Annotated in this window: 13 protein-coding genes and 3 tRNA genes; 12 read left to right on the top strand and 4 right to left on the bottom strand. The window is 54.1% G+C overall.

Annotated elements, in window-relative coordinates; all coding sequences use genetic code 11:
* Positions 1–78 precede the first annotated feature (78 nt).
* The 3 genes from nudC to AC1Z3F_RS07875 all read left to right on the top strand — a co-directional run bounded on the left by nudC (position 79) and on the right by AC1Z3F_RS07875 (position 3,689).
* Positions 79–873 carry an NAD(+) diphosphatase gene (nudC, locus tag AC1Z3F_RS07885; protein WP_483566919.1) on the top strand — a complete coding sequence of 265 codons (795 nt, stop codon included), beginning with the start codon at positions 79–81 and terminating at the stop codon, positions 871–873.
* Positions 870–2,993: an ATP-dependent DNA helicase UvrD2 gene (locus AC1Z3F_RS07880; RefSeq protein WP_262197377.1), complete on the top strand. Its 2,124-nt coding sequence runs from the start codon at positions 870–872 to the stop codon at positions 2,991–2,993. Before nudC ends, AC1Z3F_RS07880 begins: the two co-directional genes overlap by 4 nt.
* An 84-nt stretch (positions 2,994–3,077) precedes the next feature.
* Positions 3,078–3,689, top strand: coding sequence for a M48 metallopeptidase family protein (locus AC1Z3F_RS07875; protein ID WP_131088609.1), 612 nt, complete (start codon positions 3,078–3,080; stop codon positions 3,687–3,689).
* Positions 3,690–3,754: 65 nt separating this feature from the next.
* Here the strand turns inward: AC1Z3F_RS07875 and AC1Z3F_RS07870 are convergent, their stop codons facing one another.
* Positions 3,755–5,188: a zinc-dependent metalloprotease gene (locus tag AC1Z3F_RS07870; protein ID WP_483566918.1), complete on the bottom strand. Its 1,434-nt coding sequence runs from the start codon at positions 5,186–5,188 to the stop codon at positions 3,755–3,757.
* Positions 5,189–5,368: 180 nt separating this feature from the next.
* Here AC1Z3F_RS07870 and AC1Z3F_RS07865 point away from each other — a divergent pair, with 180 nt between their 5' ends.
* The 5 genes from AC1Z3F_RS07865 (at position 5,369) to AC1Z3F_RS07845 (ending at position 10,261) form a co-directional block, all read left to right on the top strand.
* Positions 5,369–6,484 (top strand): YlbL family protein, encoded by a 1,116-nt coding sequence (locus AC1Z3F_RS07865; RefSeq protein WP_483566917.1) that lies wholly within the window; start codon positions 5,369–5,371, stop codon positions 6,482–6,484.
* Positions 6,485–6,611: 127 nt separating this feature from the next.
* Entirely contained in the window at positions 6,612–9,650 is a 3,039-nt protein-coding gene (locus AC1Z3F_RS07860; RefSeq protein ID WP_396267630.1) for a UPF0182 family membrane protein, read from the top strand.
* Positions 9,651–9,711: 61 nt separating this feature from the next.
* Positions 9,712–9,785 (top strand) — tRNA-Met (locus AC1Z3F_RS07855).
* Positions 9,786–9,939: 154 nt separating this feature from the next.
* Positions 9,940–10,013, top strand: a tRNA-Met gene (locus tag AC1Z3F_RS07850).
* A 174-nt stretch (positions 10,014–10,187) separates the two neighbouring features.
* A tRNA-Met gene (locus AC1Z3F_RS07845) sits at positions 10,188–10,261 on the top strand.
* Positions 10,262–10,370: 109 nt separating this feature from the next.
* Here AC1Z3F_RS07845 and AC1Z3F_RS07840 read toward each other — a convergent pair.
* Together AC1Z3F_RS07840 and AC1Z3F_RS07835 are read right to left on the bottom strand one after the other, a co-directional pair.
* A complete protein-coding gene (locus AC1Z3F_RS07840; RefSeq protein WP_131088605.1) occupies positions 10,371–11,102 on the bottom strand; it encodes a PspA/IM30 family protein in 732 nt (243 codons plus the stop codon).
* 70 nt (positions 11,103–11,172) lie between these two features.
* On the bottom strand, positions 11,173–13,236 hold the full coding sequence (locus tag AC1Z3F_RS07835; protein WP_483566916.1) for a TPM domain-containing protein: 2,064 nt from the start codon (positions 13,234–13,236) through the stop codon (positions 11,173–11,175).
* Positions 13,237–13,496: 260 nt separating this feature from the next.
* On the opposite strand from AC1Z3F_RS07835, the gene AC1Z3F_RS07830 reads away from it, so the two are divergent.
* The 4 genes from AC1Z3F_RS07830 to AC1Z3F_RS07815 all read left to right on the top strand — a co-directional run bounded on the left by AC1Z3F_RS07830 (position 13,497) and on the right by AC1Z3F_RS07815 (position 17,785).
* The gene (locus tag AC1Z3F_RS07830; protein ID WP_483566915.1) at positions 13,497–15,059 is read left to right on the top strand and encodes a S1C family serine protease; all 1,563 of its coding nucleotides are present in this window, start codon (positions 13,497–13,499) and stop codon (positions 15,057–15,059) included.
* A 189-nt stretch (positions 15,060–15,248) separates the two neighbouring features.
* Positions 15,249–16,070 (top strand): electron transfer flavoprotein subunit beta/FixA family protein, encoded by an 822-nt coding sequence (locus AC1Z3F_RS07825; RefSeq protein WP_207306462.1) that lies wholly within the window; start codon positions 15,249–15,251, stop codon positions 16,068–16,070.
* 12 nt (positions 16,071–16,082) lie between these two features.
* The gene (locus AC1Z3F_RS07820; RefSeq protein ID WP_483566914.1) at positions 16,083–17,027 is read left to right on the top strand and encodes an electron transfer flavoprotein subunit alpha/FixB family protein; all 945 of its coding nucleotides are present in this window, start codon (positions 16,083–16,085) and stop codon (positions 17,025–17,027) included.
* Positions 17,024–17,785: a PIG-L deacetylase family protein gene (locus AC1Z3F_RS07815; RefSeq protein WP_483566913.1), complete on the top strand. Its 762-nt coding sequence runs from the start codon at positions 17,024–17,026 to the stop codon at positions 17,783–17,785. Before AC1Z3F_RS07820 ends, AC1Z3F_RS07815 begins: the two co-directional genes overlap by 4 nt.
* A gap of 111 nt (positions 17,786–17,896) precedes the next feature.
* Here the strand turns inward: AC1Z3F_RS07815 and AC1Z3F_RS07810 are convergent, their stop codons facing one another.
* Entirely contained in the window at positions 17,897–18,463 is a 567-nt protein-coding gene (locus tag AC1Z3F_RS07810; RefSeq protein WP_483566912.1) for an anti-sigma factor domain-containing protein, read from the bottom strand.
* Positions 18,464–18,575 lie beyond the last annotated feature (112 nt).

Genomic DNA, 18,575 nt, shown 5'->3' with positions numbered 1-18,575 from the left:
CTCATTGAGCGTCCATTGACAGAACAACCGAATCCGGATCTTCTACGGGAAAAGCTTGCAACAGGCTCGACCAAAGTCATGCTGATCTCTGAGCGAGGCGCCGCAGCAGAGGGAGAAGAGCTCTTTTTCCTCGCCGGCCCTAGCTATGAACCTACCGAGTCAGAGCGTCTGGTCTATCTGGGCACTGCGCAATCAACGGACTATGTGCTTGCCATCGTTGATTCACAAGAACACGCGGACCTTGGCATCGAAAAGTGGTTCACCCTGCGCGAAGCCTTCACCATTCTTCCAACGCTACAAGCTGAGTTACTCGTTGAAGCCCAGGCAATCACCAACTGGATGCGTTCGGAACGGTACTGCCCTAAGTGTGGTTCCGAGGTGCAGTCTTCGAACTCGGGTTGGGGTCAGACCTGTGTTCAAAATGCCCATGAATTATTTCCCCGCACTGATCCTGCAATCATCGCTTCGGTGATTGATAGTGAAGATCGTCTGCTTCTTGGCTCCAACGCGAACTTCAAATCCAAAATGTATTCGGTGCTCGCTGGTTTTGTTGAAGCAGGGGAGTCACTGGAATCTGCAGTACACCGCGAAATCTTTGAAGAATCCGGAGTACTAGTTGGCGACGTAGCCTACCGAGGTTCACAGCCTTGGCCATTGCCTCGATCCTTGATGCTTGGATTCGCTGCCGAAGCACTCAGCGAAGAACTGGTTCCTGACGGTGCCGAAATCAAGGACTTGCGCTGGTTCACCCGAGCTGAACTACGCGAAGATTTGGAATTGGGAACAATTGACATACCTCGTGGCGTTTCAATTGCGCACGCGTTGATCCGTAGTTGGTACGGCGAACCCCTTCCGGAGGCCCTGAGCAAGTGACAGAATACGACGTTCCACCAGCACAAGATTTGTTGGCTGGACTGGACGCTGAACAACGGCAAGCAGCTGAGAGCCTCAGCGGTCCTTTGTGTATTCTGGCGGGCGCAGGAACGGGTAAAACCCGTGCGATTACCCACCGTATTGCCCATGGAGTGCACACCGGGATCTACAACCCGACGAGCGTCCTGGCATTAACATTCACCACGCGGGCCGCTGCCGAAATGCGCACCCGATTGCGTCAGCTCGGTGCATCAGGAGTACAGACGAGAACTTTCCACGCCGCCGCCTTGCGACAGCTGCAGTACTTCTGGCCCCAGGCCATCGGTGGAACCTTGCCGAACCTGGTTGAGCACAAAGCACCCATGATTGCTGAGGCAGCGCGAAGACTGCGCATTTCCAGCGACAGGGCCATGGTGCGAGACCTCGCCTCAGAAATTGAGTGGGCAAAAGTCTCTATGCATACACCTGAGAGCTATGCCAAGATTGCTTCCACCCGCGAGATGCCCAACGGTCTAGAACCGGTGAGTATGGCACGAATTTTCCAGACCTACGAGGAACTCAAAGACGATCGCGGAGTCATTGACTTTGAAGACGTCTTGCTCCTGACCATTGCCATACTTGAAGACAACGAGAAAGTCGCAGCCAACGTACGCCAGCAGTATAGGCACTTTGTTGTTGATGAGTATCAGGACGTTTCGCCGTTGCAACAGCGACTTCTTGACCTGTGGCTCGGCGAGCGAAACGAACTATGCGTGGTCGGTGATGCGTCGCAGACGATCTACTCATTCACTGGCGCCCGCCCGGACTTCCTACTGAATTTCGGCGCTCGTTTCCCTGAAGCAAAAGTCGTCAAACTTGTTCGGGATTACCGCTCAACTCCCGAGGTGGTCAACCTCGCGAACAAGGTCCTATCCACTCGCCGAGTCGAATCCAACGTTCCAGACCGGAACGTAACTTGGCCTGAGCCGTTGGAACTGATCGCCCAGCGTGATCACGGAGTTGCCCCTGAATTCTTTGAATGTAGCGACGACGAAAACGAAGCCGAAGAAGTCGCTCAGCGTATCAAAAAGCTGCTCAGCGATGGACAAGACATTTCTGAAATTGCCATTCTGTACCGGACCAATGGGCAATCTCAGGCTTTTGAACAGGCACTGAGTGCACATTCCATTCCGTTTGTGATGCGTGGAGCTGAACGGTTCTTCTCCCGGCGAGAAGTAAAAGAGGGCATGCTCGCCTTGCGTGCTGCGCTGAGCGTGGCTGCAGATACCCCCGTTCCTCAGATGGTCCGTGACATCCTTTCATCTCATGGCTACTCAGCTACTGCACCAAGCGGAGGAACCGGGGCTGTACGCCAGCGGTGGGAATCGCTATCGGCCCTAGTTCGATTGGCCGATGAAGTAGTGGCCCTGAAAGCAGCGCAGGAGACCGAAGCTACTTTGCATGACGTGGTCAAAGAGTTGGAAGATCGTGCCGCGATTCAGCATGCACCGACTTTGGACGGCGTCACCCTAGCCTCGTTCCACGCCGCCAAAGGCTTGGAGTGGGACGCGGTGTTCCTTGTTGGTCTCAGCGAAGGTCTGGTACCGATTTCCTATGCGAAAGACCAGGCCGGCTACGACGAAGAGCGCCGACTGCTCTACGTGGGAATCACCCGTGCTCGCATCCACCTGTTCCTCTCGTGGTCGTTGGCCCGTACGCCGGGCGGCCGAGCTCACCGTTATCCCTCACGTTTTCTAGACGGCATCAAATCGGTTCGTCAGGCGAGCAGCAGGCAACAAAGCACTTACAAAAGACGCGAACAAAAGGTCACGCCCGCGGTGTGCACCAATTGCGGCACCTTCTTGACCAGCGCCAAAGAACGAAAGCTCAAACGCTGTGCTTCTTGCCCTGCGGCCTATGACGAAGCGCTATTTGATAGCTTGCGTGGTTGGCGTTCAGAGGTAGCACATTCCAATTCGGTACCCGCCTTTGTCATCTTCACGGATGCCACGCTCATGGCGATTGCCGAACACCAGCCGGACTCGCTGCAGGGCCTTTCCAAAATTGCTGGTGTGGGCCGCAGTAAGTTGGATCGCTACGGAGAAGCAGTTATTGCTGTTCTGGAATCTCATCGCAGTTAAAAATAGCTTTGGGCCGCATCGCGCAGTGCCAGGGCACAGCATGTAGTTTGGCACCCACGATTGATGTAAAAGGAGCAAGGTTAGTTGCCCGCTTATCCAAGCACCGTTGAATTCGTTGCAGCGGATAACATCCCAGTTCAAATCGTTCGGTCCAAAAAACGACGAAAAACTATTTCCTCGTACTGGCGTGAAAACAAGCTTGTAGTCCAAGTTCCTGCGACACTCGACGAGAAAACCGAACGCTCTTTTGTCGACGAGATGCTGAAGAAATACCGTCAGAAACAGCAGAAAAAAGAACTCGGACAATCCGACTCGGCGTTGGAACAGCGTGCCGCCGAGCTAGATCAGTTCTACTTTGACGGAGCCGCTGCAGCTCAATCTGTCCGGTGGGTTACCAACCAAAACAAGCGTTGGGGTTCGGCATCCTATGCACAACGAACCATCAGACTGTCTTCGAAGCTTCAGCAGATGCCCGCATGGGTGCGCGACTACGTTCTGGTCCACGAGCTAGCGCATCTGGCCGCACCACGGGCAGGACATGGTCCTGAATTTCAAAAGCTACTCAACAGGTTCCAACGTCGCGCAGATGCTGACCTATACCTTGATGCTTTCCATGCAGGCTATAACTCGCACGCCGCAGAACACGGACAGAATGCCGAAGCAATTGACGGATTTGGTCAGGACGACGAAAGCTAGTTAAAATACAATGTCGGGGATGAACGTTATTCGTTCATCCCCGACATTCGCTTACTACTTACAAACTACTTCTGCGGATAATCATCCGCTTCAGGATCGGTTGGATCCTTCGGATCGGTTTCCGGGTCAACATTGTCGAATTCTCCGGAGAGCAACTTATTCAGAGCTGCATCAAAGTCATCAAATTCTTCATTTGCCAATTCACGGCGCTGAGTGAAAGTTGATGGGTCTTTGAGATCTTCTTCGGTTGGCATCAGATCTGGGTGATCCCAGACTGCATCGCGACCGTCGATTCCACGCTCCTCGTGGAGGTGCTCCCACAATGTTGCTGCTTCACGCAGCTTGCGTGGACGCAGTTCTAGGCCAACCAATGAGGCGAATGCCGACTCTGCTGGTCCACCCGAAGCACGGCGTCGACGCATGGTCTCACGCAGGTGTTCAGCGAAAGGCAGGTTTGCGGCGGCCAACGAAACAACGTGGTCAACCCAGCCCTCAATCAGAGCCAGAGTCAGCTCAAGATTTTCTAGAGCCTTGTCCTGCTCGGCGGTCCGCTGTGGAGCGAACAGACCTTCACCGAGTACCGATTGCATCGCTTCAGGGTTTGAAGGATCAATATCTCGCACTGCTTCTTCAATACGGGACATGTCAATATGGATGCCGCGCGCATAGGATTCAACAGCGCCGATGAGCTTCGAGCTGAGCCACGGAACACGACTGAACAAACGGGTATGGGCGTTCTCCCGAAGGATGACGTAGAGCAGCACTTCCTGCTCCGGGATTTCTAAACCGTCGCCGAACTTGGCAACGTTAGTCCCGATAATTCCGGGAGTACCACCGGCCAAGGGAAGACCGATGTCGGTGCCGCCTAGGACGTCAGTAGCCAAACCACCTAAGGCCGTACCCAACTGCATGCCAAACATGCTGGCGCCGAGGTTCCGGAACATTCCGTCGGAATTGCCCAGTATGCCCTTCATCTCTTCAGGGATCTGATCTTTCATGGCTGCAGTGATGGCGGTAGCAACAGACTCAGCAACTGGTTCGGTAACCTGCTTCCACGTCGCCAACGTCTTGTCGTACCAACGCTTGCGAGTCCACGCTTCAGTCACCTGACCGTTGGACTCGAACGCAGTTGAATTGTTCAGCCAGAGATCAGCCAAATTTGATGCGTCGCTGATGGCGCTCAGGCGTGCTGGCGAGACTTCAGGATCATCGCTGGCGTAAGCCTGCAACGCAGTGTCTGAGGCGAGCTTCCAATTGACTGGTCCAGATGAGGCGTTGTTGCTCATCATTGCAGACATCATTGCTTGGGCCTGCTGCATCATTTTTTGCATTGCTTCAGGGTCACCCTGGGCGCCGAGCGCATCGCGCAACTGCGGAGGAAGATTGTTGGGATCAAATCCGCCACCGAAGAGCTGACCAAACATGGCAGAAAGTGGATCCTGCGGGTTGTTATCGTCGTCGTCGCCGTTGGGGCGGTTATTCGGGGGGTTCTGTGCCATGCCTTTAAAACTACCGTGCCACGCAAAAAGTTCCCATGAATCTTAGCTTCAGTTCGCTTTCGGCACACTGAATACGCCATATTGCTGATGCCTTTAGACCACAAGGTTCAGTAGGCTAAGAGTGGTGACGTCTGCAAGGCGGATCTACAGATATTTTGATAGTTGGCGGGAGCAAGACCAGTGCACGAACGGGAAGCACAAGACGCGATGGTGGAACGTGACGATAACAGTCATGAACCACGAGGTCCTAAGCCCCTCAAACGATCCAGCGCCGGTGTCATAGCTCTGTTGCTGGTTGGCGTAATGATGTTCTTGCCAACGAATTTTATGATTCGTTCGCCAGGCCCAGTCTTTAATACTTTGGGCAAAGACGAGGGTAAAGACGTCGTCTCTATCGAGGGCGCAAAGACGTACGCATCCGACAGCGAACTTGATCTGCTCACTGTTTACGTCCAGGGTGGCGGACAAAACCGCGTCACAATTCCGGTTGTTCTCGAAGCAATGCTCAATCCGACCAAAGATGTCGTGCCTGAAGAAACCATCATGGCTCACAACACCTCGTCGCAGCAGCAAAATGAACAGAACGACATGATGATGACTTCATCCCAAGACTTGGCCATTGCTGCGGCCATGACCGAACTTGGCTACGACTACAAAACTTGGTTGTCCGTTGCTGACTTCTCAAATGAGCTCAACTCTAAGTTGTTGAAAAAGGGCGACCGATTGCTCAAATACAACGGCAAAGACATTTCGTCCCTTGAAGAGTTGAAAAAACAGCTCAACGCCAATGGTGAGAAGCCCGCAACGTTGACCGTGGGTCGAGCCGACAAGCAGGGCGACTACAAAAATGTTGATGTCACAGTCAAAACCGAAGCAGCCGACAACGGAGACCGACAGCTCGGCATCTTCTTAGGAACCGAACATAAGTTCCCTATCGGTGTGAAATTTGGACTCTCAAACGTTGGTGGACCAAGCGCAGGCATGATGTTTGCGTTGTCCATCATTGATCGACTGACCGAAGGATCTTTGGCGGGGGAGCACCACGTAGCCGGCACCGGCGAGATCGCGGCTGACGGAACTGTCGGACCTATCGGCGGAATCGCTCAGAAGATGGTCGCTGCCAAGAAATCCGGAGCAACGATCTTCCTAGCGCCGGCAGAAAACTGCAATGAAGTAGTAGGACGTGTGCCCGATGGCCTGAATGTCCTGAAGATTTCGACTCTTTCAGAAGCACATACTGCTTTGGAAAAAATCGCAGATGGTCAAGATCCATCGACTTTTGCGACATGTGAATAGATTTAGCCCTGCGTCAGGGGAAGAATGTGACGCAGGGATCAAAAGCTTGTACTCGCTCGTTCAAGAATTAGGTATACGAGTTCTACGGCTCTCATCAGCTTGTGGGACCCAAAGTAAGGAATAGATAGTGTCATATGGATCGGATAGTCCGTTCGGGGGCCCGCCAAGGCCTCGTGAACCGCAACGACCTTCCAGCCCCTCAGGCAAGAAAATTTCGCCGTTGACCTTGACCATCTTTGCGGTGGTAATCATAGTTGCGGTGTTCGTCTTCTTGTCCAATTTCTATGCGGACATCCTTTGGTTCAACCAGCTTGGATTCTCGCAGGTCTACTGGACTGAGCGCGTTTCGAAGCTTGTGATTTTTGTGATCGCCTTGGCTTTCATGTCTATACCCATGTGGTTCTCCATGCGCAGTGCCTACAAGCACCGCCCGGTATATGCACCTAACGCGGGTCAGCCAGACACCATGTCGCGCTACCAAGCCCAGCTGGAACCAATCCGTCGCTTCTTGATGGTTGGCATCCCGCTGGTTGTTGGCATTTTCGCGGCGGTGGCTGTCGCCGGACAGTGGAAGACTGTTTTGCTCTTCTTCAACCAGGTCCCTTTTGGAAGTAACGACCCTCAGTTCAACATGGATCTGGGCTTCTTTATTTTCTCGCTTCCTTTCATTGCTCTGATCAACGGCTTCCTCATCTCTGTCGTTTTGCTTAGCGGTGTAGCCGGGCTGTTGACTCACTACCTTTACGGAGGAATCCGTGTAGAAGAACGTGGTGGCATCACTATCGGTAAGGCCGCTCGCGTTCACGCTGCGGTTGTTGCGGCAGTGTTCTTGGTCTTGCAGGCAGTGAATTTCTGGATTGGCCAGTATGAGACCCTGACTGATCAGTCCGGCCGTGTCGCCGGCGCACTGTACAAGGATGTACACGCTGTAATTCCTGCGAAGATGATTCTGGCGATTATCGCTGTCTTGATTGCGATTGTTTTTGTTATCGCTGCGGTTAACGGACGTTGGCGTTTGCCACTGATCGGTACTGCCATGCTGGTGGTCACCATGATTGTGGTCAGTGGCGTTTACCCATTCTTGGTTCAGCAGTACAAGGTTGTTCCATCCCAGCGTGAACTTGAGCGCAGCTACATTGATCGGAACATCGAAATGACGCGTCTTGCCTATGGGCTAGACGATGTTGAGACCACTGATTACGATGCCAAGATTTCCACGGAGAAGAACGCACTGGCCGAGGAAACCTCGACCACTGCCAATATTCGACTTCTTGATCCGAACTTGGTCTCTACCGCGTTCGCTCAGCTTCAGCAGTTCCGTGGTTACTACACGTTCCCAAAGAACCTGAATGTTGATCGCTACAAGGTTGATGGCAAGGTGGAAGACACCGTCATCGCCGCCCGTGAAGTTAACGTGGATCAGAACGACACCTGGGTTAACCAGCACATTAACTACACCCACGGCTATGGACTTGTTGCTGCCTACGGTAATCGTGTGGCCGCAGGTGGTCGACCTGACTTCATGCTCGGTGGTATTCCTACCTCCGGTGACTTGATCACCGATAAGGACTACGAACCACGTATCTACTTCGGTGAGAATTCACCTGAGTACTCGGTGGTTGGCGGGCCTGATGAGGGCTGGACCGATCAGGAACTTGACCGTCCAGGTACCGGTGGTGAAAACCAAGATACGCGTTACACCTTTACCGGCGAAGGTGGGCCAAACATTGGCAATATGTTTAACCGCCTGGTTTACGCACTGAAGTTCGCATCGACCGACTTGCTGCTCTCTCAGCAGGTTAATGAGGAATCCCAGATCCTTTACGATCGTGACCCTCGCGACCGTGTGAGCAAGGTAGCTCCATACCTGACCTTGGATTCCAGTGCCTACCCGGCCATCGTTGATGGGCGTGTTCAGTGGATTGTCGACGGGTACACCACGTCAAATGACTTCCCTTACGCACAGCAGAAGCAGCTGGATTCGGCGGTAGCCGATTCGCTGACCAACGCTCAGGACCTGTCCTTGAGTGGTCGTGTCAACTACCTGAGGAACTCAGTCAAGGCCACCGTTGACGCCTATGACGGATCGGTAAAGCTTTACGCCTGGGACACGGAGGATCCAATTCTGAAGTCTTGGCAGAAAGTCTTCCCAACCGCAATGCAGCCGCTGGAAGACATGTCAGCGGACCTGATTGAACACGTCCGCTACCCAGAGGACATGTTCAAGGTTCAACGAGAAGTACTGACTACCTATCACGTGGACAACCCTGACGCATTCTACGAATCTAACGATGCGTGGGCTGTTCCGGATGATCCAACATCCTCTACCGCGGGTGTAAAGCAGCCTCCTTACTTCATGTCATTGAAGATGCCAACGCAGGATCAGGCCTCGTTCTCACTGACCTCGACGTTCATCCCTGCAGCAGCGTCCAATGGGCAACAGCGAAACGTGCTCTTTGGATTCCTTTCAGCCTCGGCTGATGCAGGTTCTACTGCCGGCGTGAAGTCGGAGAACTACGGCAAGCTCAGACTGCTGGAGCTTCCACGTGACACTGCCGTACCTGGTCCAGGCCAGGCGCAGCAGAACTTCGATACCAACACCCGTGTCACGCAGGAACTGAACCTGCTGCGTCAAGGTGCTTCCGAGGTCAAGAACGGTAATCTGCTGTCCTTGCCTGTCGGTGGCGGTATCCTCTACGTTCAGCCTGTCTACGTTCAGTCTTCCGGCCAGACAAGCTACCCAACGTTGCGTAAGGTCCTCGTGTCCTTCGGTGACCAGGTTGGCTTCGCCGATACCCTCGCGGAGGCTTTGGATGAAGTCTTCGGCGGTAACTCAGGTGCAGTGACCGGTGAGAATGAAGGTGTCTCACCGGATAAGGATGCACCGGAAAGTGAAAAGGCGCCGACTCAGTCTGACGCTCAGAAACTTTCCACCGCGCTTTCGGATGCTAACAAGGCCATCACCAAGGGTCAGGATGCGCTCTCTAAGAGCGACTTCGCTGCCTACGGTGAAGCTCAGAAGCAACTGCAAGATGCTTTGAACCGCGCTATGGAAGCTGACTCGTCCATCAACGGCACGGACGTCGATGGAGAAGTGAAGCTGGACGACAACGCAGCCAGCGAATCTGCTGAGCCGTCGCAGCCTGCTGAAGGCTCGAATGGCTAACCAGTAGGTAAGCTCACCGATTTGCTTTCGCCCCTTGATGATGCAAGAATTGTCTAGTCATCGCGGGGTGGAGCAGTTCGGTAGCTCGCCGGGCTCATAACCCGGAGGTCATAGGTTCAAATCCTATCCCCGCCACGAAAGTGGAAATGGAGATCCGAAAGGGTCTCCATTTTTCGGTTTAAGCATCGGTGCTCTTTGAGCGGCTGGGTGCGGGAAAATAGCCTGCGATCAAGGTCACTTCGCTCGATTGGCTATTGAGTTCATCAGTTGGTAATGTTGTATTTACCGACGCGGGGTGGAGCAGTTCGGTAGCTCGCCGGGCTCATAACCCGGAGGTCATAGGTTCAAATCCTATCCCCGCCACGAAAGTGGAAATGGAGATCCGAAAGGGTCTCCATTTTTGGTTTAACGAGATTGACCTAATCTTGTTGGGGGCAGGGGGAGCGGCCGTAAAAGCCCTCTTTTTAAGGGGTGACAAAGGCCACTGGCTCTCAATTGGCCAAGTCATTCACTGATTGGTATTGTTGTATTTACCGACGCGGGGTGGAGCAGTTCGGTAGCTCGCCGGGCTCATAACCCGGAGGTCATAGGTTCAAATCCTATCCCCGCCACGAAAGTGGAAATGGAGATCCGAGAGGGTCTCCATTTTTGGCTTAACCAAAGATGGTGTGTCACTGCGCAGCAGCAACACACCATCGGAACTAATCAGCTTGTCAGCGGTTAGCCTTCAATTGCTCCGGTCTGCTTAGACTTCAACGCAGCGAGGCGAGCTTCAACCTCGGTCTGCTCGCCTAGGTCCTCCAGAGATTCAAACTGGGCGTCCAGGCTTGATGAGGCAAGTTCAGCGGCACCGCGAACACGTGCTTCTTCACGACGGATCTTGTCTTCGAAACGTCCGATCTCGCTCGACGGATCCATGATGTTCACGGCCTTCACCGCTTCATTGACCTGATTCTGCGCCTGGGCTGACTTAGAACGGGCGATCAGTTCATCCCGCTTGCTAGCCAGCTCGGTGCGCTTCTCCTTCATCTGGTTCAAACCAGTCTTCAGCTTCTCAACAATTTCACGCTGAGAGTTGATGGTCGGTTCAGCAGACTTCATCTCCGACTCAGCCTGAATCTGACGCTGGATGGCAACCTTAGCCAGGTTGTCGAACTTCGAAGCGTCCTCGCTCTTGCCTGTTGCACGGAACTCATCGGCTTTGTTGGAAGCGGCTAGAGCCTTGTTGCTCCACTCGGAGACGGCCTGCTCATCTTCTCGGTAGTCATCCTCCAGCATGCGAAGGTTGCCGATGGTCTGCGCAATTGCTTGTTCCGCTTCAGCAATATTGTCGTTGTAGTCGCGGACCATCTGATCCATCATTTTCTGTGGATCTTCAGCTGAATCCAGAATTGAGTTGATGTTGGCCTTGGCCAGTTGTGAAATGCGTCCGAAGATTGATTGCTTGGTCATGATGTGACCTTTCTGTTCGTCAAAATATCGCTGGTACTTCATTACTGCTGGTCAAACAATTCGGGAAGGACTAGAAGTCCCCTCCGCCCCCTCCGCCGAAGTCACCCCCTCCGAAGCCGCCACCATCGCCGCCACCGAATCCGCCAAAGCCGCCGCCGCCGAAGAAGCCGTCGTTGCCACCTGAATGACCGCCGCCGTGCCCGCCACCGAGGATTGTATTGATCAGGATGCCGCCCAAGACTGCGCCTCCGACACCATCAAACATTCCGCCGCCACGACCGCCACGACCATAGCCCCCCATGGAGCCAGCGTTGCCGAAGCCATCACCGAAGCCACTAACGTCGCTTTCGGCCATCTGCGCAGCCTGGTCAGCTAGCTGGATGGCCCGTTGTGCAGCGGCGACCGCTCGTCCCGGATCGGTGCTAGCTATTGCGTGGGCTTCATCGAGTGTTCGTTGTGCCTCGGCAAGTCGGGTACGAGCCGATGACCGCACGCCACCACGACGGGCACGAATGTAGTCCTCCGTACCGCCAATGCGAGATGCTGCGGTGTGCAGAAGCGACTGCAGCTGATCACGGGAAGCTTGGTCCTGTTGCGCTTGATCTCGCAGTCGCAACAGCGACTGGTTCAAGGGCTTGGATGCGTCATCAAGCAAAGTGATCAGGGCCAGCGGGTTGTACTTGCCGCCTGCTACAGCTTGCTGCGCGCTGCTCAGCGCGCTCTCTACGCCAGCAATAGGACCAGCTAAATCGGAGCTAGTCCCGGTTGCGAAAGTGGCCTTGGCCTGAGCAAGATCGCGTTCAGCTAAGGCTATGGCTGCCTTGAGATCTTGTTCTGCTTGCTCCAAGCCCGCACCAGTTTTGGCAATTGCTTCAAGTAGTACGCCGGCCTGATCCTGTGCTTCCTCAGCGTTCTGCACTAAGACGGCGGCTTCGGAACGGCTAGTCGATAACTTCTGTGAAGCCTGCTGCAGTGCTGAGGCTGCGAAGGTCAACCTTTCGCCTGCCTGATCAGCGTTGTCCTTGACCTGACTTACAGCGCTGGCGTCATACGTAGCGGACAACCGCTCAAGGTCACCGACTCGTGCCGAAAGACGCTGATTCAGTGGTTGCTGATTAGCAGTCAACTCTGAAATGCGTGACTCGGCGTTTTGCTCCAGCTGACGAAGTTGTTTGAATTCATTGGCGTGCTCTTGCAAGGAGCGATTGACTTCCTGGCAACGATTAATGATCTCGGTAAGCCATGAACGCTGGTCGGCTTCGGTATCCGGGATATCATCGTCCAGCTGTTGTTGCAGCCTGAAGGATTCAGTCAGATGTTCCTTGGCCTTAGCTAGATCCTGAACGAAGACCTCAACGGACTGCTTTCCGTACTGTGCTTCTGCAAATCCGAGCTCTTGCTGTGACGAACGAATTGAATCATCGGCAGCAACCAATAATTGGTCAGCCTGTAATCGAAGCTGTTCTACTGGAATCTGCGGCTGCTGCGCTGGAGCGCCGGGCATGCCTGGGTAATTATTCTGCTGCTGTCCGGGCAACGAACGGGAGTTCTTCTTGCCACGGCGAGAAAGGAATAAGAATCCCGCGACGGCTACGGCGGCGACCAACAGCAAGACAGTAAGCAATGTGCCACCGAAACCAGTGCTAGCAGAGGACTCGCTTGAGCCAGTGCTGGCTCCGCTATCGAAATCGCGGATGGCCTCTACAGCTCCTTCAGTTGCGCCGGCCCAGTCAAGGTTGCTGAGCGCAGGAGCGATATCTGAACGGTAAAGGTCTTGATCGGCGGCAGCCAGCGGCCCGCCTTCAGCTCCACTGAAATACGCTTGGCGAGTTTCGGTCGCGACGACCAGAATGGCGGAGGAATTACCCATGCCCTTCTTTTCAGCCACAGCCTGTGCCCACTTCGCAGCTTCAGTGGGATTGGAAAATTCATCAACGTAGATGGCAAAGAGACTGATTCCGGTGTCGACCCGAAGCTCCTTGATTTCGCTTTCCAAGCGGGATTGGTCTGATCCGAGGACTCCGGAATTGTCTATGACAAAGTCGCCAGCTGGAATAGTAACCGGGGACTCGGCCATTGCCGGTGCGGTTACACCTAGCGAAACTATCGATGCGACAATTGCACCAGTGATCATTTGTCTAGCTTTTATACCCATGTCTTGTTCCCGCCCGAAAAGCTAAGTCAAACTAAGATCGAGTTGTACCCGACCTGGTGGATCCAATGATTGGATTCACACTTAGGATTGATTCTATTTGGCCTAATGAAGCACGTCTATGACATTCAGCTTGCAGATTACTTAACTCACAGGAAGCACAAAGTCATCACAATTCGATGCCACAGACCAGAGCAGAATAATAGAACTCAAGAGAAACGACAGTTCGAAAGAGGCAAGCCATGAGCCAGACCCCGAATGAGCCACGCGAAGAAAACTTGGGTGATTCCGCTAGGCCATCAAATGATCCGAGCAGCGCGGGCGCTGGCTCCAGCGAGCCGACCGCTCGGTACCCACACGTAAACGAAGACGCAAATTCCAACCTGCCAGCGGATGACGGAAATCAAACCTCTGCTCCATACACTCAGCCAATCAGCGCTGCTCCAAGTAGCACCGCTGGCTACCAAAGCCAGCAGAGTGCAGGACAGTACGGTAGCAACGGTTCGGCCTATGGTGCACCTTACGCAGCAGGCGCCGGAACTCAAGCAACCTACCCAGTTCCTCCGCAGAAGGATCCACGCGAAAAGAAGCGCTTTGCAGGAAGCACGCTAATCGCAGGCATGGTGGCTGCAGCATTAGTGGGTGGCATTACGGCAGCCGGAACCACCTACTTGCTCGATGATTCTGGTAGCTCCTCCGCATCGTCGAATTCCGGCACAAATCAGGGTGTTGTTATCAACAACCCTGATAAGGTCACCGAAGTCACCGCAGCCGCAGCCAAAGCTAGCCCAAGTGTGGTCACCATCGAGGTCTCCGGAAACGGAAGCAGTGGTTCGGGTTCGGGCATCGTTCTGGATAAGTCGGGCAATATCCTGACCAATACCCACGTGGTTACCCTTGGTGGAGAAGTAGCAGATCCCAAGATCACTGTTCAGATGAACGACGGAACAGTGCATTCTGCAAAGGTCGTTGGAACCGACCCAATGTCGGACTTGGCAGTAATCAACATTGAAGCTGACGGCCTCGTGCCGGCAACCATGGGTTCATCTTCTAAGCTGAACGTCGGCGACACCGCCGTAGCCATCGGTGCACCGTTAGGTTTGAGCGGAACCGTGACCGACGGAATCATTTCAACGGTCAACCGTACGATTTCCATTGCTTCCTCGGCCGTGCCTGATGACAGCAGTTCATCGGAAAGCCAGGACGATAACCAGTTCAACTTCCAGTTCCCTGGTCAAGAAGAACAGCAGCAACAGCAACAATCCAGCGGTTCGATCTACGTCAACGTCATTCAAACGGACGCAGCGATCAACCACGGTAACTCCGGTGGCGCGTTGGTTAACTCCAGCGGCGAAATCATTGGCGTGAACGTAGCCATTGCTTCCTCGGGTTCCGGCACCACTTCAGGTGATGAAGGCGGCTCCATCGGTGTTGGCTTCGCCATCCCGATTGATTACGCAAAGCGTGTTGCCCAGGAACTGATTGACAATGGCTCGGCTACCCACGGTTTGCTTGGCGCTACTGTCACCGCTCAGGCTTCGGATACCAGTGGGGGGCAGAACGCTTCGTCCTTCTCGGTTGGTGCTCAGGTAGTCAGCGTGAGCGACGATTCGGCTGCAGCTAAGGCCGGACTTCAAAAGGGCGACGTGATCACCGGTGTGAATGGTCGTTCAGTGAAGGATTCGCAGACAGTCACCGCTGCCATTCGAGAAATCCCCGCCAACGGCGAGGCTGAAATTCGCTTCACCCGTAACGGCAAGGAGCAGACTGCCAAGGTCAACGTAGGGACCTTGTCAAATAACTAAATAAAGTCGTAATGAAGACGTAGTGAATTCAGTGACGCAGGCAAGTGACCAACTTGCCTGCGTCACTTCCTGCATATTCGTCGATAAACAACGAGTCACCCTCGATGTATCGATACGATAGTCAGTGAATAAGAAAGTCCGTCGGTGCCAGTGGCCCGATGGGCGCCATAGTTTTGTAGGAAGGCTCGAATGACCGAGGAAAACACGGCGCCGCTGAAAATAGTGGTGTTGGTCAAACACGTTCCAGATGTGCAATTTGATCGTCACATCGATTCTGGCTCATTACGCTTAGATCGCTCAGAATCCGTTTTGTCGGAACTGGACGAATACGCGGTTGAAGCAGCTGTGGCACTGGTTGAATCCCAGGGCGGTTTTGCAGCTGGGCACGAGGTCATCGCAGCAAGCATGGGTGGTAAGAGCGCCAGCAATTCCATCAAGAAGGCTTTGCAGATGGGCGCCAGCTCAGGCGTGCACCTTAACGATGAAGCGCTGATCGGTTCAGATACCGTGGTCACATCCAAGGCTTTGGCAGCTTTGGTGGAGCACGTGGGCAACGTTGATTTGGTTGTTACGGGAATGTCCTCCACTGACGCGGAAACCTCAGTCGTTCCAGCACAGTTGGCTGAACGGCTGAACTTCGCACAGCTGACCCACGCGTTGAGCGTTGACTTTGATGGTGCAAGCCGCGAATTGAGCATTCGCCGCGATCATGCCGAGAGCACGCTGACCTTGGCTGCTGCGCTTCCTGCGGTCTTGTCCGTGACAGATCAGGCAAACGATCCTCGTTACCCAAACTTCAAAGCCATCATGGCTGCCAAGAAAAAGAGCATCACTGAACTCAGCGTGGCCGATCTTGGGCTGGCCGCCGAAGCTGTAGGAGCTGCTGGTTCCCGCGTTGCTGTGCTTAGCGCTGAAGCTCGCCCTGCCCGCGAAGCAGGCACCGTCATCAACGACAGCGGCCAGGCTGGAATTGCCCTGGTTGATTTCTTGGCCGAACAAAAGCTGATCTAAGGAATTTTGAACATGCCTTCAGCACTAGTATTTTTCACTGAACTCGCCGACGCGCCTTCGAAGGCGCAGCGTGAGCTTCTGACCCTTGCCGCCAGCATTGGCGAACCAACCGTGGCTGTGGCCTCAGAGGTTTCGCAAGCAACTGCAGAACAGCTGGCTAGCTACGGCGTAGCCAAGCTTCTGGTCGCACCGGCTAATCATGCCTCGTTCCTAGAGCATTCACTTTCGGTTCTTGAAGCCGCCGTGAAGCAGTCCGCCGCGGACGTAGTCTTGGTGGCTAACGATAACTTCAACCGTGAAGTTGCTGCCCGCATCGCCGTGCGCGTTGAGGGATCAATCGTCACCGATGCCATCAACGTCAGCGCCGATTTGGTAGTCACCAAGGACGAACTGGCAGGAAGCTACAGCGCCCAGGCGCAGGCTACCGGCGGAGTCCTCTTTGTCACTCTCAAGCCAAACAGCATCGAGGATGCACCACAGAGTGCAGCCGCTGAAGTGTCCATCAACGAGCTGGCAGCAGAGACCAGCGCCGCGGAAAAGGTTCGCATCGTGGGTACCGAAGGGAAGGTTGTCTCTGACCGACCTAAACTCACCGAAGCTCGCGTGGTTGTGGCCGGCGGCCGCGGTGTGAACGGCGACTTCGGTGCCGTGGAGCAATTGGCTGACGCACTGGGCGGCGCCGTTGGTGCATCGCGTGCAGCAACCGATGCCGGGTGGATTTCACACGACGCCCAGATCGGGCAGACCGGTGTTACCGTTTCTCCACAGGTATTTATCTCCGCGGGCATTTCTGGCGCTATCCAGCAGAAGGCCGGCATGCAGACCAGCAAATGCATCATTGCCATCAACAAAGACGTGGACGCACCAGTCTTCGAAATTGCTGATTTCGGAATCGTCGGTGACCTTGCCAAGGTCCTGCCACAGGCTGCAGATGAGATTCGACGTCGTCAAGCATGATTGATACGAAAAAATTCATTGGTGGCAACACCGAGCGAGTTCTCGCTTTCGGAGCCCATCCTGATGATTTGGATTTCGGCGCTGCCGGGACTATCGCGGCCTTCACCACAGCCGGTGTAGAAGTTCAGTACTGCATCATGACGGACGGTGATGCTGGCGGATTTGATGATCGGGACCCAGCAGAAACTGCTGCCCTGCGTCATCAGGAACAAAAGCAGGCCGCCAGCAAAGTTGGTGTACAGACCGTACATTTCTTAGGTGAACGCGATGGCTTCCTGGAAGTCAATCAGGAAGTCTTGCGCAAGGTTGTCAGACTGATCCGTCAGGTCAAGCCGACAATCGTGATGGCCATGCACCCTGAACGTAACTGGGATCGAATTCAACGCTCGCATCCTGATCATTTGGCCTGTGGTGAGGCAGTTACTCGTGCCATTTACCCAGCGGTGGAGAACCCCTTCGCCTATCCTGAGCTGCTTCGCGACGAAGGTCTAGATGCCTACAAGGTGCCGTGGCTGTGGCTCTATGGAGCGCCGAAGGAACGTGAGAACGGTTTTGTAGACATCACCGATTTCTTCGACCAGAAGATGGATGCTTTGCGCTCTCACTTCACTCAGCACCCCGATGTTGAGGCGATGGAACGATTTGTTGTGCAGCAATGTACTGCGAACGCTCAACGTGCTGACTTCGCGGATGAAAAGCTTGCAGAGGCTTTCCACCTAGTTGCAGTTAATGCTGACGATACGATTGCTGGTTTTTAGCCGGAGCGTTTGAACCTGTAGTACCTGAACAAAAGACAGTGCCCGTGGTCGGTAGGGAATTTCTCCCACACCGTCCACGGGCACTGATTCGTTTAAAGCTTGAATCCTTGGTTAGGAACCTTCGGTGTTCTGAGCGTCAGCCTTTTTGGTGAAAGGTACGTCTACCGAGGCTTCAGTATCTTCAGAAGGAGCTGCCGGGATCTTTGAATTTTCTACCGTGATGTGAATAGCAATCACATCTTCTGCGGGGCTGAATCCAGCGGACTCGTCTTCACCGGAGCTTGTAGTAATCACCGACACGCTACCCGATTCATGAACTGCCCAAGCAACGTACTTTTCTGATTCATCTAGTGGAGGCAACGAGGCTAGCTCCACGCCGATGGCGTCCTTTGACTTAGAGGTGCTCAGCGTAGCTTGGCCACCGCTCTTGAGCTGCACGTTCACGCTCTGAGCATCGCTAGCTTTGGACGCCTTAGATGCTTTAGGCCCGCCAGTGAGCAAGGAAATGAGGACGGCTGCCACGACGGCAATAACAACAATTCCAACAACTATGAAAATCCAGCGCTTGGGCCTGGTCTTTCGCTCGGCTGGTGAGCTGCTGGCCACATGGCTCACCAGATCAAGTCCAAGGTCGTCGTCCTGAGGCTCATCGCGGTGCTGTGGTTCGCTACCGTTCATTGTCTTGGATTCTCCCGAAATGTTGTCGGCACAGTTCAATACTCGCAAAGCTGCAAGCACACTATGAGCCTACTTTATAAAGATTAGGTACAGCTGTATACGTGGCGGTTGA

Source organism: Glutamicibacter sp. MOO4 (assembly GCF_056934395.1).
The sequence above is the reverse complement of the archived record's forward strand: the minus strand, read 5'-3'. Positions and strand labels throughout refer to the sequence as shown.